The sequence below is a fragment of the Streptococcus sp. KHUD_018 genome, assembly GCF_054861215.1.
In genome coordinates this window covers 137,854-155,000 of record NZ_CM142176.1, presented here as the reverse complement: position 1 = coordinate 155,000, position 17,147 = coordinate 137,854, and the positions used below count along the sequence as shown (strand labels likewise).

Annotated in this window: 12 protein-coding genes, 2 tRNA genes and 2 rRNA genes (1 of these 16 running past the window's edge); 2 read left to right on the top strand and 14 right to left on the bottom strand. The window is 45.1% G+C overall.

Annotation, left to right across the window (positions count from 1 at the left end; genetic code table 11):
* The 10 genes from ACVBD2_RS00815 to ACVBD2_RS00770 all read right to left on the bottom strand — a co-directional run.
* Window positions 1–1,707, bottom strand: a 23S ribosomal RNA gene (locus ACVBD2_RS00815) (it extends 1,195 nt beyond the left edge of the window).
* A 122-nt stretch (window positions 1,708–1,829) separates the two neighbouring features.
* Window positions 1,830–1,902 (bottom strand) — tRNA-Ala (locus ACVBD2_RS00810).
* A 51-nt stretch (window positions 1,903–1,953) separates the two neighbouring features.
* Window positions 1,954–3,499: ribosomal RNA gene (locus ACVBD2_RS00805) — 16S ribosomal RNA — on the bottom strand.
* The 16S and 23S rRNA genes sit together here with 2 tRNA genes alongside, the layout of an rRNA operon.
* A gap of 231 nt (window positions 3,500–3,730) precedes the next feature.
* A tRNA-Glu gene (locus ACVBD2_RS00800) sits at window positions 3,731–3,802 on the bottom strand.
* Between the two features lie 117 nt (window positions 3,803–3,919).
* Entirely contained in the window at window positions 3,920–4,354 is a 435-nt protein-coding gene (locus ACVBD2_RS00795) for a cytidine deaminase family protein (RefSeq protein ID WP_125399637.1), read from the bottom strand.
* A 12-nt stretch (window positions 4,355–4,366) separates the two neighbouring features.
* Window positions 4,367–5,827: a glutamate--tRNA ligase gene (gene gltX / locus ACVBD2_RS00790; RefSeq protein ID WP_461685843.1), complete on the bottom strand. Its 1,461-nt coding sequence runs from the start codon at window positions 5,825–5,827 to the stop codon at window positions 4,367–4,369.
* Window positions 5,828–5,955: 128 nt separating this feature from the next.
* Window positions 5,956–7,305: a glucose-6-phosphate isomerase gene (locus ACVBD2_RS00785; protein WP_000018244.1), complete on the bottom strand. Its 1,350-nt coding sequence runs from the start codon at window positions 7,303–7,305 to the stop codon at window positions 5,956–5,958.
* A gap of 168 nt (window positions 7,306–7,473) precedes the next feature.
* On the bottom strand, window positions 7,474–8,163 hold the full coding sequence (locus ACVBD2_RS00780; protein WP_000124765.1) for a gamma-glutamyl-gamma-aminobutyrate hydrolase family protein: 690 nt from the start codon (window positions 8,161–8,163) through the stop codon (window positions 7,474–7,476).
* Between the two features lie 135 nt (window positions 8,164–8,298).
* Entirely contained in the window at window positions 8,299–10,065 is a 1,767-nt protein-coding gene (locus tag ACVBD2_RS00775; RefSeq protein ID WP_461685842.1) for an ABC transporter ATP-binding protein, read from the bottom strand.
* 1 nt (window position 10,066) lies between these two features.
* A complete protein-coding gene (locus ACVBD2_RS00770) occupies window positions 10,067–11,773 on the bottom strand; it encodes an ABC transporter ATP-binding protein (RefSeq protein WP_461685841.1) in 1,707 nt (568 codons plus the stop codon).
* Window positions 11,774–11,979: 206 nt separating this feature from the next.
* On the opposite strand from ACVBD2_RS00770, the gene ACVBD2_RS00765 reads away from it, so the two are divergent.
* Together ACVBD2_RS00765 and galU are read left to right on the top strand one after the other, a co-directional pair.
* Complete coding sequence (locus ACVBD2_RS00765) at window positions 11,980–12,996, top strand: NAD(P)H-dependent glycerol-3-phosphate dehydrogenase (protein ID WP_461685840.1); 1,017 nt, start codon at window positions 11,980–11,982, stop codon at window positions 12,994–12,996.
* Between the two features lie 21 nt (window positions 12,997–13,017).
* The gene (gene galU / locus ACVBD2_RS00760) at window positions 13,018–13,917 is read left to right on the top strand and encodes a UTP--glucose-1-phosphate uridylyltransferase GalU (RefSeq protein ID WP_000811026.1); all 900 of its coding nucleotides are present in this window, start codon (window positions 13,018–13,020) and stop codon (window positions 13,915–13,917) included.
* A 189-nt stretch (window positions 13,918–14,106) separates the two neighbouring features.
* On the opposite strand, the gene tnpA is transcribed toward galU, so the two are convergent.
* The 4 genes from tnpA to ACVBD2_RS00740 all read right to left on the bottom strand — a co-directional run bounded on the left by tnpA (window position 14,107) and on the right by ACVBD2_RS00740 (window position 17,135).
* Window positions 14,107–14,571, bottom strand: a complete 465-nt coding sequence (tnpA, locus tag ACVBD2_RS00755) for an IS200/IS605 family transposase (RefSeq protein WP_461685839.1) — start codon at window positions 14,569–14,571, stop codon at window positions 14,107–14,109.
* Window positions 14,572–14,789: 218 nt separating this feature from the next.
* Window positions 14,790–15,470, bottom strand: a complete 681-nt coding sequence (locus ACVBD2_RS00750) for a rhomboid family intramembrane serine protease (RefSeq protein ID WP_461685838.1) — start codon at window positions 15,468–15,470, stop codon at window positions 14,790–14,792.
* Window positions 15,451–15,993: a 5-formyltetrahydrofolate cyclo-ligase gene (locus ACVBD2_RS00745; RefSeq protein WP_132972287.1), complete on the bottom strand. Its 543-nt coding sequence runs from the start codon at window positions 15,991–15,993 to the stop codon at window positions 15,451–15,453. The genes ACVBD2_RS00750 and ACVBD2_RS00745 overlap by 20 nt, the downstream gene beginning before the upstream one ends.
* A gap of 11 nt (window positions 15,994–16,004) precedes the next feature.
* Window positions 16,005–17,135, bottom strand: a complete 1,131-nt coding sequence (locus tag ACVBD2_RS00740; RefSeq protein ID WP_461685837.1) for an N-acetyldiaminopimelate deacetylase — start codon at window positions 17,133–17,135, stop codon at window positions 16,005–16,007.
* Window positions 17,136–17,147 lie beyond the last annotated feature (12 nt).

The following is a 17,147-nucleotide window of genomic DNA, read 5'->3' as shown; positions in this document are numbered from 1 at the left end:
TTTTGCCGAGTTCCTTAACGAGAGTTCTCTCGCTCACCTGAGGCTACTCGCCTCGACTACCTGTGTCGGTTTGCGGTACGGGTAGAGTATGTTTAACGCTAGAAGCTTTTCTTGGCAGTGTGACGTCACTAACTTCGCTACTAAACTTCGCTCCCCATCACAGCTCAATGTTATAGAACTAAGCATTTGACTCAATTCACACCTCACTGCTTAGACAGACACTTCCATTCGTCTGCTTTAGTTAGCCTACTGCGTCCCTCCATCACTACATACTCTAGTACAGGAATATCAACCTGTTGTCCATCGGATACACCTTTCGGTCTCTCCTTAGGTCCCGACTAACCCAGGGCGGACGAGCCTTCCCCTGGAAACCTTAGTCTTACGGTGGACAGGATTCTCACCTGTCTTTCGCTACTCATACCGGCATTCTCACTTCTATGCGTTCCAGCACTCCTCACGGTATACCTTCATCACACATAGAACGCTCTCCTACCATACCTATAAAGGTATCCACAGCTTCGGTAAATTGTTTTAGCCCCGGTACATTTTCGGCGCAGGGTCACTCGACTAGTGAGCTATTACGCACTCTTTGAATGAATAGCTGCTTCTAAGCTAACATCCTAGTTGTCTGTGCAACCCCACATCCTTTTCCACTTAACAATTATTTTGGGACCTTAGCTGGTGGTCTGGGCTGTTTCCCTTTCGACTACGGATCTTAGCACTCGCAGTCTGACTGCCGACCATAATTCATTGGCATTCGGAGTTTATCTGAGATTGGTAATCCGGGATGGACCCCTCACCCAAACAGTGCTCTACCTCCAAGAATCTTTATGTCGACGCTAGCCCTAAAGCTATTTCGGAGAGAACCAGCTATCTCCAAGTTCGTTTGGAATTTCTCCGCTACCCACAAGTCATCCAAGCACTTTTCAACGTGCCCTGGTTCGGTCCTCCAGTGCGTCTTACCGCACCTTCAACCTGCTCATGGGTAGGTCACATGGTTTCGGGTCTACGACATGATACTAATGCGCCCTATTCAGACTCGGTTTCCCTGTGGCTCCGTCTCTTCAACTTAACCTCGCATCATATCGTAACTCGCCGGTTCATTCTACAAAAGGCACGCTCTCACCCATTAACGGGCTCGAACTTGTTGTAGGCACACGGTTTCAGGTTCTATTTCACTCCCCTCCCGGGGTGCTTTTCACCTTTCCCTCACGGTACTGGTTCACTATCGGTCACTAGGGAGTATTTAGGGTTGGGAGATGGTCCTCCCAGATTCCGACGGGATTTCTCGTGTCCCGCCGTACTCAGGATACTGCTAGGTACAAAGACTATTTTAAATACGAGGCTGTTACTCTCTTTGGCTGATCTTCCCAAATCATTCTTCTATAATCTTTGAGTCCACATTGCAGTCCTACAACCCCGAAGAGTAAACTCTTCGGTTTGCCCTCCTGCCGTTTCGCTCGCCGCTACTAAGGCAATCGCTTTTGCTTTCTCTTCCTGCAGCTACTTAGATGTTTCAGTTCACTGCGTCTTCCTCCTCACACCCTTAACAGATGCGGGTAACAGGTAGTACCTGTTGGGTTCCCCCATTCGGAAATCCCTGGATCATCGCTTACTTACAGCTACCCAAGGCATATCGTCGTTTGTCACGTCCTTCTTCGGCTCCTAGTGCCAAGGCATCCACCGTGCGCCCTTATTAACTTAACCTTATTTTCTGACCTTTCAGTCAGTAACTCTTTTAATACTACAGCGTTTCGGTTTATTTTCTTGTTACTATTTGATATAGATATTCAATTTTCAATGTGCATTACTTGGTGATCTCTCACCAATGGAGCCTAGCGGGATCGAACCGCTGACCTCCTGCGTGCAAAGCAGGCGCTCTCCCAGCTGAGCTAAGGCCCCACAAGACCTCTCAAGACTAAACAAGACCAATGCGCAGTTCCTTATCCTTAGAAAGGAGGTGATCCAGCCGCACCTTCCGATACGGCTACCTTGTTACGACTTCACCCCAATCATCTATCCCACCTTAGGCGGCTGGCTCCTTACGGTTACCTCACCGACTTCGGGTGTTACAAACTCTCGTGGTGTGACGGGCGGTGTGTACAAGGCCCGGGAACGTATTCACCGCGGCGTGCTGATCCGCGATTACTAGCGATTCCGACTTCATGTAGGCGAGTTGCAGCCTACAATCCGAACTGAGACTGGCTTTAAGAGATTAGCTTGCCGTCACCGGCTTGCGACTCGTTGTACCAGCCATTGTAGCACGTGTGTAGCCCAGGTCATAAGGGGCATGATGATTTGACGTCATCCCCACCTTCCTCCGGTTTATTACCGGCAGTCTCGCTAGAGTGCCCAACTGAATGATGGCAACTAACAATAGGGGTTGCGCTCGTTGCGGGACTTAACCCAACATCTCACGACACGAGCTGACGACAACCATGCACCACCTGTCACCTCTGTCCCGAAGGAAAACTCTATCTCTAGAGCGGTCAGAGGGATGTCAAGACCTGGTAAGGTTCTTCGCGTTGCTTCGAATTAAACCACATGCTCCACCGCTTGTGCGGGCCCCCGTCAATTCCTTTGAGTTTCAACCTTGCGGTCGTACTCCCCAGGCGGAGTGCTTAATGCGTTAGCTGCGGCACTAAACCCCGGAAAGGGTCTAACACCTAGCACTCATCGTTTACGGCGTGGACTACCAGGGTATCTAATCCTGTTTGCTCCCCACGCTTTCGAGCCTCAGCGTCAGTTACAAGCCAGAGAGCCGCTTTCGCCACCGGTGTTCCTCCATATATCTACGCATTTCACCGCTACACATGGAATTCCACTCTCCCCTCTTGCACTCAAGTTAAACAGTTTCCAAAGCGTACTATGGTTAAGCCACAGCCTTTAACTTCAGACTTATCTAACCGCCTGCGCTCGCTTTACGCCCAATAAATCCGGACAACGCTCGGGACCTACGTATTACCGCGGCTGCTGGCACGTAGTTAGCCGTCCCTTTCTGGTAAGATACCGTCACAGTGTGAACTTTCCACTCTCACACTCGTTCTTCTCTTACAACAGAGCTTTACGATCCGAAAACCTTCTTCACTCACGCGGCGTTGCTCGGTCAGACTTCCGTCCATTGCCGAAGATTCCCTACTGCTGCCTCCCGTAGGAGTCTGGGCCGTGTCTCAGTCCCAGTGTGGCCGATCACCCTCTCAGGTCGGCTATGTATCGTCGCCTTGGTGAGCCGTTACCTCACCAACTAGCTAATACAACGCAGGTCCATCTGGTAGTGATGCAATTGCACCTTTCAAACAGTTATCATGCAATAACTGCTATTATGCGGTATTAGCTATCGTTTCCAATAGTTATCCCCCGCTACCAGGCAGGTTACCTACGCGTTACTCACCCGTTCGCAACTCATCCAGAGAAGCAAGCTCCTCCTTCAGCGTTCTACTTGCATGTATTAGGCACGCCGCCAGCGTTCGTCCTGAGCCAGGATCAAACTCTCATTAAAAGTTTGAGTTCTCACTCATTTCTGTCACTGACAGATTTATTGTTTTTTTCATTGTTCAGTACTATAACCTCAGTTATAGTGCCCTGCACATTGGTTCGTCTTGTTCAGTTTTCAAAGGTCTTTGTCACTCAATCTCTCAAGCGACAACTATATTAGTATATCACAGCTGTTGACCTATGTCAACACTTTTTTGAAACTTTTTTTACTTTTTTCGTCCCTGCGATACACACATAGTCCGTACGGGATTCGAACCCGTGTTACCGCCGTGAAAAGGCGGTGTCTTAACCCCTTGACCAACGGACCTTGAGCTTTTCAACTCTTTCTATTATACCTACTTTTTACACTTTGTCAAGATCTTTTTTAATCTCCTATACAAATTTTTCTATGATAATAGAAAAGAGCCAGTTTAACTGACTCTCTCTATTTTGTTTGCCAATTAGTCGCGCGTTCCTCTCCCCACCAGTAAGGGATCAATTCGGCAACCTTGATTGTTTTTCTTGCTTCGTAGTCCATCATGAACTCTGCTTCTTTATTTTCAGCATTCAATTCTAAGAGAAATTCTCTGCATGCGCCACAGGGCATACCCGAACTTTCACCGTAAGGCGGTTTATCTCGAAAAGCGAGGATTTTCTTAACTTTGGTTTGTCCTGAAAATTGATACATATTGAAGAGAGCTGCTCGTTCTGCACAAAGATGAAAAACGCCACAAGTGCCCTCCATACAAAATCCTGTGAATATCTGACCATCTTCCGCTTCTACCGCGGCAACGACATGGTTAGCATAAACAAAGTCAGAAACTACATGAGGATTGTATAAGGTTCGTGCTTCTTCGTACATCTTTTCCCATGTATCCATCGGAAGTCCTTTTTATTTAGAAATCTCTTTCAGCATGTTCTCGATATGCTGGATAGATTTCTCGCGGCCTAACAGGTAAATGGTATCTGGCAATTCTGGTCCATGCATTTCACCTGATACAGCAATACGAATAGGCATAAAGAGAGTCTTGCCCTTGATACCTGTTTCTTTTTGGACTGCTTTGATTTGTGGGAAGATGTTTTCTGTCACAAATTCTTCATCTGTCATTGCTTCTAGTTTCGCTTTGAAGGCTTCTAGAACAACAGGAACGGTTTCTCCTGACATGACCTCGCGCTCAGCGTCTGTCAACTCTGGGAAATCTGCAAAGAAAAGATCTGTCAATGGAACGATTTCATCCACTGACTTCATCTGTGGCTTGTAGAGTTCTACCATTTTCTCTGACTTGTCAGTCAAACGCCCTGCTTCTTCTAAGTAAGGTTTAGCCATTTCAAAGATTGTCGCAAGATCAGCTCTCTTGATGTAGTCATTGCTCATCCAGTCTAGTTTCTTCTGATCGAAGGCTGCAGGAGACTTGCTGAGGCGGTTTTCATCAAAGAGTTTAATCAATTCCTCACGAGAGAAGATTTCGTCTTCCCCACCAGGGTTCCAGCCAAGAAGGGCAATAAAGTTAAAGACAGCTTCTGGAAGATAGCCTTTCTTACGGTAGTCTTCGATAAACTGAAGGGTGTTGGTGTCGCGTTTAGACAATTTTTTACCCGTTTCAGAGTTGATGATCAAAGTCATGTGACCAAACTCTGGTGCTTCCCAACCAAGAGCCTCATAAACCATAAGCTGTTTGGGTGTATTGGCAATGTGGTCGTCTCCACGGATAACATGGGAAATTTGCATGTCGTGGTCATCGATGACAACAGCAAAGTTGTAAGTTGGGTAACCGTCTTTCTTTTGGATTACCCAGTCGCCACCGATGTTACCACCTTCAAATTCGATATCTCCTTTGACCATATCATGCCATTTGTAGATACCAGATTCATTAACAGCCAAACGAACCGTTGGGATGATTCCTGCTTCTTCACGTTCTGCGATATAAGCTGCTTTTTCTTCTTCGCTCATGCCAAGGTATTCATTGATGTAGCGTGGTGTTTCGCCAGCTGCTTCTTGGCGTTCGCGTTCAGCCGCCAACTCTTCTTCTGTAACGTAAGATTTGTAGGCCTTTCCTTCGGCTAGCAATTGGTCGATGTACTTTTGATAGAGTTCCAAACGCTCTGATTGGCGATAGTTTTCATGAGTTTCTGGGCTCTCATCCCAATCCATGCCCAACCAGCGAAGATTTTCAAGCTGTGAGCGTTCACCGTCTTCGACGTGGCGCTTACGGTCAGTATCCTCGATACGGATGATAAAAGTTCCACCATGATGGCGTGCGTAAAGGTAGTTAAACAATGCTGTACGGGCATTTCCGATGTGTAGTAGTCCTGTTGGACTTGGTGCGTAGCGTACGCGGATATCTTTTAACATAGTTTCTCCTATAAAGTCTCTAGGCGTCTGCCTTTTTGCTTTCTATATTATATCACAAGTCTCGCCTGAGTCCAATGTCTACGAATAAAGAGAGTAAAAAAGAGTGGACAAGCCACTCTTTTCTTCTATTATAGACGCGCGTTAAGCTCTTTGCTCAATTCTTCAAATCCTGGTTTTCCAAGAAGGGCAAACATGTTGCGTTTGTAAGCTTCGACACCTGGTTGGTCAAATGGGTTGATAGCATTCAAGTAACCTGAAAGGGCGATGGCCAATTCGAAGAAGTAGATAGTGTAACCAAGAGTGAAAGCATCTTGCTCAGGAAGAGTCACGTACATGTTTGGTACATCACCGTCAGTGTGGGCAAGAAGAACACCGTCAGTCGCTTTTTTGTTTACAAAGTCAACGTCTTTTCCTTGAAGGTAACCAAGTCCGTCAAGATCTTCTTCCAAAGTAGGGATAATCACGTTCTTGCGCGGTTTGTCAACACGGACAACTGTTTCAAACATGATGCGAGTTCCTTCTTGGATAAATTGACCAAGTGAGTGCAAGTCGGTTGAGAAGTTTGCTGAAGTTGGGTAAATTCCTTTTTGGTCTTTCCCTTCTGACTCACCAGCCAATTGTTTCCACCATTCTGAGAAGTATTGAAGTGATGGCTCGTAGTTTACCAAGATTTCAGTGGCGTAGCCTTTGCGGTAAAGGATGTTACGAACGGCTGCATATTGGTAAGCTTCATTCTCAGCAATCTTGTCTGAAGTATAGTCTTTACGAGCTGCATTCGCACCTTCCATAAGAGCTTTGATGTCTGCACCTGATGCTGCGATTGGAAGCAATCCAACTGCTGTCAAGACTGAGAAGCGTCCACCGATGTCATCTGGAACAACAAATGTTTCCCAACCGTTAGCATCTGCTTCAACCTTAACAGCACCTTTTTGGCGGTCAGTTGTTGCATAGATACGTTTGTTTGCTTCTTCTTGACCGTATTTCTTAACCAAGAGTTCTTTAAAGACACGGAAAGCAATGGCTGGTTCAGTTGTTGTACCTGATTTAGAAATCACGTTTACTGAGAAGTCTTTGTCAGCTACGTACTCTACCAAGTCAGCAAGGTAAGTAGATGAGATTGAGTTTCCAGCGTAAAGGATTTGTGGCGCTTTGCGTTCTTCTTTTGTTTGCAAGTTTGCAAAGTGATGGTTCAAGAAGTCGATGGCTGCTTTGGCACCAAGGTAAGATCCACCGATACCGATTACAACCAAGACATCGCTATCTGACTTGATTTGCTCAGCAGCTTTCAAGATGCGGTCGAATTCTTCACGGTCGTAGTTTTCAGGAAGGTCCAACCAACCCAAAAAGTCGCTGCCAGCACCAGTTCCTTTACGAATCAATTCGTCTGCAGCCGTTACTTGTGCTTGCATGTATTCCACTTCATGTGGGGCAACAAATTTGTCTAAAACTTTTGAATAATCAAATTTAATATGTGACATGATATTCCTCCAAAATTTCTTCTTTTCTATCATAACGCTTACCTTCGATTTTTTCAAGCTTTTTTATTTAATTTGCCCAATTTTTATCAGAATTCAAACGTTTGCGTAAATTTGCTAAAATATAAAAAATCTGAAAGGACGAATAAAAACGGCTAGAGTCTCTAACCGTTACAATTCATTTAATAAATACTCAAATAGTTCTAAATTGCCGTCTTCTTCATTGACCAGAAACTCTGGATGCCACTGCAAACCGATGATACGGTGCTCGTCGATAGACTCAATCGCTTCAATAGTCTGGTCTCGAGGATCCACCGCAGTCACACGGAAATTAGGTGCCAGATCTTTGATACTTTGACGATGGACTGAGTTGACCTGACTTTCTTTGCCAAACAACTTGGCCACCACGCTTCCTTCCACTGTCTCAATAGAATGAGAGGTTCCAAAAGGCAAACCTTGCCAGTGACCTTCAATTTCTTGGTGAAGAGTGCCGCCAAAAGCAACATTGACCAGCTGAACCCCACGGCAGATTGCCAAAATGGGCTTATTCTGATGAAGTGCTTCTCTCAAGAGTGCCAATTCAAATTCATCACGGACTAGATTGTAATCGTCGCTCTCAATGGTCTTTTTCTCTCCATAAAACTGAGGATGAACATTTTGCCCACCTGTCAAGATGAGTTTGTCGATCATTTCCACATAATCGCGCACAATGGACTCATCTCCTACAGGAATCACTAAAGGGAGACCACCGACTTGACGAATGCTCTCTGCAAATTTACAGGATACAGATGAGTGGATGTTTTTCCCTTCTGCATCTACAGGACATAGATTTGCAGCAACTCCTACAACCGTTCTAGCCATGATGTGTCTCCTTTCGATTTTCTTGCGACAGTCTTATCTTATCACTCCAACCCTTTCCTGTCTAATATGTTTTTTTAAAGACCGTGATAAGTATTTTTTATGGACAAGAAAAAGCTGCCCACGAGGACAACTTTTTTATTCGAAGACAAATTGATTGTGATACAGTTCTGAGTAGAAGCCACCGAGTTTGAGCAACTCGTGATGATTTCCACGTTCAATGACCTCTCCATCTTTGAGGACAATAATCTGATCGGCATTGAGGATGGTCTTGAGACGATGGGCAATGACAAAGCTGGTTCGACCTGCTACTACTGCCTCCATGGCATGCTGAATCTTGCTTTCTGTTACAGTATCGACATTGGAAGTCGCTTCATCTAAGATTAGGACTTGAGGATCTGTCATCAAGGTTCGAGCGATGGAAATCAATTGTTTCTGCCCAGTTGAGAAGATATTTTGCTCATCATCAATAAGGGTATCATACTTATCAGGCAAGCTTTCGATGTAGTCATGAATATGAGTTGCCTTGGCAGCTGCTTCGACCATTTCCTGACTGGCATCTGGCACACCGAAGCGGATATTGTCCCGAATCGTTCCACTAAACAAGACCGAATCCTGCAAGACAATACCGACCTTGCTCCGTAGGCTGTCCAAGTCGTAGTCACGGATGTCTGTGCCGTCAAAATAAATACCACCAGCATCGACATCATAAAAGCGATTGATGAGGTTCATGATGGTCGTTTTCCCCGAGCCAGTCGGACCAACAACAGCTATCATCTGCCCTTTAGGAGCTGAAATGCTAACATCTTTCAAAATCGGCTTGTCAGGCAAATAAGAGAAATCAATATGACTGATTTCAACACCTTCTCGCAATTCCGTAAAGGCAGGTGCATTTTGCGGACGAATCTCTTCTTCTGCATCAAACATTTCTTGGATACGATCTGCCCCAGTAAAGGCCAACTGGAGACTCCCCCAGCTAGCAGCCACCTGAATAATCGGCTGATAGTACTGCTGAGAAAATTGGGTAAACATGACGATCAAACCAAGGGCTGTCGTTGTTTCGATACTTGGATCGTTTAGCAAGACAGCCGAACCTGCAAAAATGACGATGGCCGTATTGACCAAGCTCATCCCATTCATAACTGGAAAGAGGATACCTGAGAACATTCTTCCTTTAAAGGTTGCCATGCGCACGCGCTCATTTTGCTCCACAAAGCCTGCTACGATGTCGTCTTGAATCCCTTGTACGATAACAACTTTCTGTCCTGAAATACTTTCGTCCATGTAGGCATTGAGTTTCCCAACCTCTTTTTGCTGGAGATTGGTGTACTTGCGAGCCATTTTCACAATGAAGACCAGCATGAGAAAGGCCACCGGAGTACTGGCTACCGTTATCAGAGCTAGTGTCACATTTTTTGAAAACATGACAAAAATCAAACCGATGTAAAGAGCAATATTGCTCATAACTTGAACTAGACTTTCATTGAAGGCTTGAAGGATGTTATCCAAGTCACTAGTGAAGCGAGAAAGGATGTCACCATCCTGATGGCGATCAAAGAAAGAAACCGTCAAACGGGAAAGTTTGCCAAAAAGACCCTTACGCATCTCATTTGTAGACTCAGCAATCACACGAGTCATCAAGGCCATGTAAATCAAGCTAGACACAACCAAGACAAGGACAACCAGAGCTAGATTTAGCATCAAAGCCGACAAATTTTGCCAGACTAGTTCTGAAGTCCCATTTTGATAAGCCAGAACCAGATTAGCGAGCTCCGTGACTGCTTGACCTGAAAAAACAGGAAAGAGGGCTTGGGCAATTGTCGCAACCGCAACCATCAGAATCACAATGGCAAAGGAGAGCTTGTAAACTTTAAAATAATTCCAGAAAAATCGAACTGTTTTCATCTTATTCCTCCTTTCCCTTTTGTGTTTCGTAGATTTCACGATAGACGGCATTGCTAGCTACCAAGTCTGCGTGCCTTCCTTCTCCAATCAAGCGTCCGTGATCCAAGACCAAAATCTTGTCTGCATGGACGACTGAACTGATCTTTTGAGCGATGATAATCGTTGTTGTCCCTTTCAGGTCTTTGTTCAAAGCTTCCTGCACGAGTCTCTCTGACTTGGCATCCAAGGCCGAAGTTGAATCGTCAAAAATCAGGATACGGGGATTGCTGACAATCCCACGGGCAATGGACATCCGTTGTTTTTGTCCACCAGAAAAATTGGTGCCACGTTCTTCGACCTGACTCTCAAATTTGTTTTCCATGCGTCCGATAAATTCGCTGGCTTGGGCGATTCGTGCTGCACGTTCCAGTTCGGACACGCTGGCATTTCCTTTCCCTTGACGGAGATTATCCGCAATGGTTCCACTAAAGAGAATAGCCCGTTGCAAGACAATGGAGACTGTTTTACGCAAGGTTCCCTCGCTGACGTCTCGAATGTCCTTGCCACCAATCTTGATAGAACCCTCCTGTGGGTCAAAAAGTCGTGGAATTAGCTGAGCCAAGGTGGACTTCCCTGCTCCAGTCGCTCCAACAACACCGACCATCTGACCAGGTGCAACTTCAAAACTTACATTCTTAAGCATGGGCTCTTCATCGGTAGGATAAGTGAAGGTCACATTTTCAAAAGAGAGACTTCCTTCTAGATCCTCATCTGGAAGATCCTTAAAAGTCATCGCTGGTTCGGTATCTAGAACCTCACGGATACGCATCATCGAAATCATAGCCCGACTGACAGAATTCCCTAAAAATCCAACCATGACGATTGTAAAGATAATCTGACTGAGATAGTTAACAAAGGAAGCAATAGAACCAACGACTGACGGATCCGACTGAGCCATTCCCGCAACCAACCAGATGGAGAGGAAAACCGCTCCGTACCCAATGAGCATCATAAAAGGTTCCACTACTGAAAAGGCATAGCCAATATAAATATTTTGTCCCAGAAGCTCATCTGAGACCTCAGTAAACTTGTCAAATTGCTCTTTTTCCTGCACAAAGGATTTGACCACACGCACACCACGTAGATTTTCCTTGGCGATGGCATTAATTCGTTCAAGAAGAGTTTGAAACTTGGCGAAGCGCGGCCCCATCATCCCCATCATGATACCTGTAAGCGCAAAAATCAGCACTACCATAAGGACAATTACCCACCAAAGTGAAGGCAGGGTGTGAACCGCTAAGATAAAGGAACCAATAAAAAGCAAAGGAAGACGGAAAAGGATTTGGAAAACCATCATCACCATGTTCTGAATTTGGTTGATATCATTGGTCATGCGGACAACCAGATTCCCAGCATTAAACCGCTCAATGTTGGCATAAGAAAAGGTTTGGATCTTACGAAAAGCATCTTCCCGAAGATCCGAAGATACTCCCTGAGCGATATAGGCTGCAAGAATAACATTGACACCACCTGCAACCAGACCCACGAGGGCTACTCCTATCAACCATGCCCCAATACTATAAATAGCCTCATGTTGGCCAGCCAGTAGAGCATCTAAAACCTCCTGCAAATAGCGAGGTTGCAAGAGCGAGCTCGCAACCATCAAGCCTGTCATCACAAAGGATGCCAATGCTTGCCATTTATAGGCTTTAATTTTTTCAATCAGCATACTTCCTCCTAATCAGATAGACAAAAGGGAGTGACGAAATTCGCCAGCTCCTCTCATTCTTTCATGTTGATGCTATTCTAGCAAAAAAGAGGAATCTTGTCAAAGGCGTTTTCTTATTATAAATTAGTGCGCTTTCACTCGCAAGTAATGCATGAAAAGGCTTTTTATGGTAAAATGAAAAGAAGAACTCTTAAAAGGAGGAGAAGATGAAGAAACAAACCATCGCTGTCTTGGGTCCTGGCTCTTGGGGAACTGCCCTTTCGCAGGTTCTAAACGACAATGGACACGAGGTTCGCATTTGGGGAAATATTCCTGACCAAATCGATGAAATCAATAGCCAGCATACAAATAAACGCTACTTTAAAGACATCCTACTCGACGAAAACATCAAGGCCTACCATGACTTGGAAGAAACATTAAAGGATGTGGATGCTGTTTTATTTGTTGTCCCAACAAAAGTAACGAGACTGGTTGCCCAACAAGTAGCAAAGGTACTCGATCACAAGGTTGTCATCATGCATGCCTCCAAAGGCTTGGAACCAGATAGTCACAAACGTCTGTCAACTATTCTCGAAGAGGAAATTCCAGCTGACCTTCGTAGTGAAGTCGTCGTTGTTTCAGGACCTAGCCACGCTGAGGAAACCATTGTACGGGACATTACCTTGATCACTGCAGCCTCTAAAGACCTTGAAACTGCCCAGTACGTTCAAAATCTCTTTAGCAATCACTACTTCCGCCTCTATACCAATACGGATGTTATCGGGGTTGAAACCGCTGGTGCTCTTAAAAACATCATTGCAGTTGGTGCGGGTGCATTACATGGCCTAGGATTTGGCGACAATGCCAAGGCAGCCATCATTGCCCGCGGCTTGGCTGAAATCACCCGTCTAGGTGTCGCTCTTGGAGCTAATCCTCTGACTTATAGCGGTCTTTCTGGAGTTGGGGATTTGATCGTAACAGGGACATCTGTCCACTCTCGTAACTGGAGAGCAGGTGATGCCCTCGGTCGTGGAGAATCTCTCGCAGACATTGAAGCCAACATGGGCATGGTCATTGAAGGAATTTCAACGACTCGAGCAGCTTACGAATTAGCTCAGGAATTGGGTGTCTATATGCCAATCACACAAGCCATTTACCGAGTTATCTATGAAGGTGTCAATATCAAAGAAGCAATCACTGACATCATGAACAACGAATTTAAAGCAGAAAACGAATGGTCTTAGACCCTTATAGAAAGGAACATTATGAAACAAAAAGTCAGAAAAGCAGTCATCCCTGCCGCTGGATTGGGAACTCGTTTCCTCCCTGCAACTAAGGCCTTGGCCAAGGAAATGTTACCAATCGTAGACAAACCTACCATCCAATTTATCGTTGAAGAAGCCCTCAAATCTGGAATCGAAGATATCTTGGTTGTTACAGGTAAGTCAAAACGTTCCATCGAGGACCACTTTGACTCAAACTTCGAATTGGAATACAACCTCAAAGAAAAAGGGAAAACAGATCTTCTCAAGCTAGTTGATGAGACAACTGGCATGCGCCTGCATTTTATCCGCCAAACTCATCCACGCGGTCTCGGAGATGCTGTTTTGCAAGCCAAAGCTTTCGTCGGAAATGAACCTTTTGTCGTGATGCTTGGGGATGACTTGATGGATATCACTAATGAAAAGGCTGTTCCGCTCACCAAACAACTCATGGATGACTATGAACATACCCACGCGTCTACTATCGCTGTCATGCCAGTCCCTCACGATGAAGTATCTGCCTATGGAGTTATTGATCCACAAGGCGAAGGAAAAGATGGTCTTTACAGCGTTGAAACCTTCGTTGAAAAACCTGCGCCAGAAGACGCTCCTAGTGACCTTGCTATTATTGGACGCTACCTCCTCACACCTGAAATTTTCCAAATCCTCGAAAATCAAGCTCCAGGTGCAGGAAATGAAATTCAGCTGACAGATGCAATTGATACCCTCAATAAAACACAACGTGTATTTGCTCGTGAGTTCAAAGGGGCTCGTTACGATGTCGGGGACAAGTTTGGCTTTATGAAAACCTCCATCGACTACGCTCTCAAACACCCACAAGTCAAAGACGACTTGAAAGACTACCTCATCCAACTTGGGAAAGAGTTAGCTGAGGGGAAATAGAAGAAAAACAAAGCTCTTAATTAAGGGCTTTTTTGTTGAAGCTTGCAATCATAACCACCCGTCTAACGGGTGGTTTGCACCAGGGCTATAAGCCCAAATTACCAGCCAGCGCCTAAAGACGCTGGCTTTCACTTTGTTCAAGCCTCATTGCTCTTGACTCTTCACAAACCTCTCAAAGAGGTGCTCGCATTACTTACCACTATCCCTAAAGGGATCCTCATATTCTTTTACACTTAATTTATCCAATGATATATCATGCTTTTCCTGCTCTCGAATATATTTCTTAATTGTGGCTTCATTAAGTCCCACTGTACTCACATAATAACCTTCTGCCCAGAAATGCCGATTCCCAAACTTGTACTTGAGGTTGGCGTGTTTATCAAACATCATGAGTGCACTTTTACCTTTTAAATATCCCATGAAACTTGAAACACTTATCCTCGGTGGAATACTTACTAACATATGTACATGATCAGGCATCAAGTGACCTTCGATAATTTCAACACCTTTATAACTGCACAAACGATGAAATATTTCGCCTAAACTACTTCGATATTGATTATAGATCACTTTTCGTCTATACTTAGGGGTGAACACAATGTAATACTTACAGTGCCACTTTGTGTGTGATAAACTATGTGCCTTTTGTGCCATATTTTTCTCCTTTCGCTTTACAATTGGCTTGAACACCTTTATTGTATCGCGTTTGGAGTTTTTTGGTATAACCTTCGATGCGCACCCGCATAGCGGGTGGTTTATTTGTCTCGCACCTGACGGAGCGAGACGGACTAATAGTCACATAATAAAAAAAGCCATCTTTGCAGATGACTTATTAGCAACCGAATCGGTGCTTGCATTTAACTATTCCATCCCTACACATAGCTCATTCCCTTATAGCAAAGGAAAACAGCTAGTGCAATAAAAAGTAGGGTTGCTCCAATTCGCTGGCTAATACTATACATCTTTCTCTCCCATTTGACTGGAAAAATGACTGCTAGAAAAGCACCGCCTACTGCGCCACCAATATGCCCTGCTAGGCTGATTCCTGGAATCAGAATACTTCCAATGATATTTATCACGAAAAGCGTCAGGTAGGATTGCCCTAACTGCTGGATATAGGGGCTGCGAGTCGCATAGCGCAAAACGATAATCGCAGCAAATAATCCATAGAGAGAAGTGGATGCTCCTGCTGCTAGGACTTTCGGTGTGAAAGCAAACACAAAGAGATTCCCCATCATTCCAGATAAGAGATAGAGAAAGAAGAACTGCTTAGAGCCGAAAATCTCCTCCACCTGTTGTCCAAGAAAGTAGAGTGAAATCATATTGACAATAAAATGCTCCCATCCAATATGCACAAATATAGCCGAAAAAAGGCGCCAAATCTGCTCTGGGAACAGGCGAATGATCGGTCCATACATAGCTCCAAACTGAAACAAAGTTTTGGCTTGATCAAAGTTGATACCCGTAGTAATCTGCATCAGTAGAAATACCAAAGCTGTCACTAGGAGGAAAAAACTAGTCACAGGGTAGCGTTTATCGAAGATTTCCTTCATAGATTAGCACCTCCTGAACGGGAATATCATGGTCTTCCGAGTTGAAATCCTGAATTTGACAAGGATAGATTGTACTCATGCTATGCCCAGCAAAATTCTCTAGATAGCGATCGTAATAGCCTCCGCCATATCCAATCCGATAGCCCTCAGTTGTAAAAGCCAAGCCCGGAACATGAATCAAATCAATCTGAGAGGCATCTACCACTTCCAAGTCGCCCTGTGGCTCCAGTAAGCCAAAGGAAGTTTTTACTAACTGCTGCGGATTGTAGACCACAAACTCCATCTGCCCCTTGGGATAGGTTTTGGGTATCAAAACTTTTTTGCCGTCCTTCAGCGCCTGCCCGATTAGTTCCTGCGTTTGAAACTCGTGCGGAAAAGAGAGATAGGTTGCAATGACCTCGGCTTCTTGGTAAAAGGGGTGACTCAAAAATCGTTCTGTTAAAACTCGATCCATAGTATTTTTTTGCTCCTGAGGAATAGCCATCATTTCTTGCAAGACTTGCTTACGTAGTGCTACTTTCATAGACAATACCTCTACTCTGCTACCTTCTTTTTCAGGAAACTAGAGACCGCATCCACTCCAATGGCTAAGGCTTCTTCCTTGGGACTCATCTGAGGGTGATGAAGTGCGTAGGGACTATCGATACCTAGCCAAAACATAACGCCATCTACCTTCGAAAGTAGATAGCCAAAATCCTCACCAGTCATAGCAGGCTCGATATCAATCAGCTCAATCCCATCTTTTTCTTCAAAGAAGTCCATCAGTTCACGCGCCAAGGCTGGATCATTCTCAACGGGTAGGTAGCCCCCTTGCTTAAGCTCCACTTCGACTTCCATATCAAAAGCTGCTGCAACTCCTTCTGCGATTGTTTTGACTCTTTTTTGCACCAAGAGACTCATGTCCTGGGTCAAGGCTCGAATAGTTCCATGCAAAAAGGCTGTGTCCGTGATGACATTGTTGGTTGTTCCAGCTTGGAAAACTCCAAAAGTCACCACCGCTCCCTCGATTGGGTTGACATTACGGCTAACCACTGACTGCACCTGGGTCACAAAGTAACTAGCAGCCACCAAGGCGTCATTGGCTTCATGCGGAAAGGCCGCGTGGCCACCTTTGCCTTTGAAACGAATTTTCACCTCACAAGTCCCTGCAAAGAGTGTATGGGTATTGGTCGCAATCTGACCAACCTTCAAATCCGGACGAACATGGAGTCCATAAAACTGGTCTGGTAGCCAGTCCCCAAAAGCACCGTCTTCATACATAAGCATTCCGCCAGCTTCATTTTCTTCTGCAGGTTGAAAAAGGAAGAGAAGATTGTTCTTGGGTTGCTCCTCAAGGGCGCGCTCAAGACAGCCCAAAGCAATGGTCATATGAAAATCATGTCCACAAGCATGCATGCGACCTTGGTGCTGAGAAGCAAAAGGCAGGCCTGTTTGTTCGACGATAGGCAAACCGTCAATGTCTGTCCGCCAACCAATGGTACGCTCCGGCTGACTTCCCTGCAAATAAACCAAAATACCTGTCCGCCAAGTACGAACTTGAACAAATCCCTTGCCCGCTGTCAATTTCTCAATCACATCCAGCAAATAAGCCTGAGTCTCGAACTCCTCCAAGCCAATCTCTGGAATCTGGTGCAAATCTCGTCGAGTCTGAATCAAATCTAACATCTATCTATCCTC

Coding starts and splice junctions, on each gene's coding strand:
- ACVBD2_RS00765 (WP_461685840.1), top strand. CDS start 11,980: ATGAAGAAACAAACCATCGCTGTCTTGGGTCCTGGCTCTTGGGGAACT.
- ACVBD2_RS00745 (WP_132972287.1), bottom strand. CDS start 15,993: ATGAAAGTAGCACTACGTAAGCAAGTCTTGCAAGAAATGATGGCTATT.
- tnpA (WP_461685839.1), bottom strand. CDS start 14,571: ATGGCACAAAAGGCACATAGTTTATCACACACAAAGTGGCACTGTAAG.
- gltX (WP_461685843.1), bottom strand. CDS start 5,827: ATGTTAAAAGATATCCGCGTACGCTACGCACCAAGTCCAACAGGACTA.
- ACVBD2_RS00795 (WP_125399637.1), bottom strand. CDS start 4,354: ATGGATACATGGGAAAAGATGTACGAAGAAGCACGAACCTTATACAAT.
- ACVBD2_RS00780 (WP_000124765.1), bottom strand. CDS start 8,163: ATGGCTAGAACGGTTGTAGGAGTTGCTGCAAATCTATGTCCTGTAGAT.
- ACVBD2_RS00750 (WP_461685838.1), bottom strand. CDS start 15,470: ATGAAGGAAATCTTCGATAAACGCTACCCTGTGACTAGTTTTTTCCTC.
- galU (WP_000811026.1), top strand. CDS start 13,018: ATGAAACAAAAAGTCAGAAAAGCAGTCATCCCTGCCGCTGGATTGGGA.
- ACVBD2_RS00770 (WP_461685841.1), bottom strand. CDS start 11,773: ATGCTGATTGAAAAAATTAAAGCCTATAAATGGCAAGCATTGGCATCC.
- ACVBD2_RS00740 (WP_461685837.1), bottom strand. CDS start 17,135: ATGTTAGATTTGATTCAGACTCGACGAGATTTGCACCAGATTCCAGAG.
- ACVBD2_RS00775 (WP_461685842.1), bottom strand. CDS start 10,065: ATGAAAACAGTTCGATTTTTCTGGAATTATTTTAAAGTTTACAAGCTC.
- ACVBD2_RS00785 (WP_000018244.1), bottom strand. CDS start 7,305: ATGTCACATATTAAATTTGATTATTCAAAAGTTTTAGACAAATTTGTT.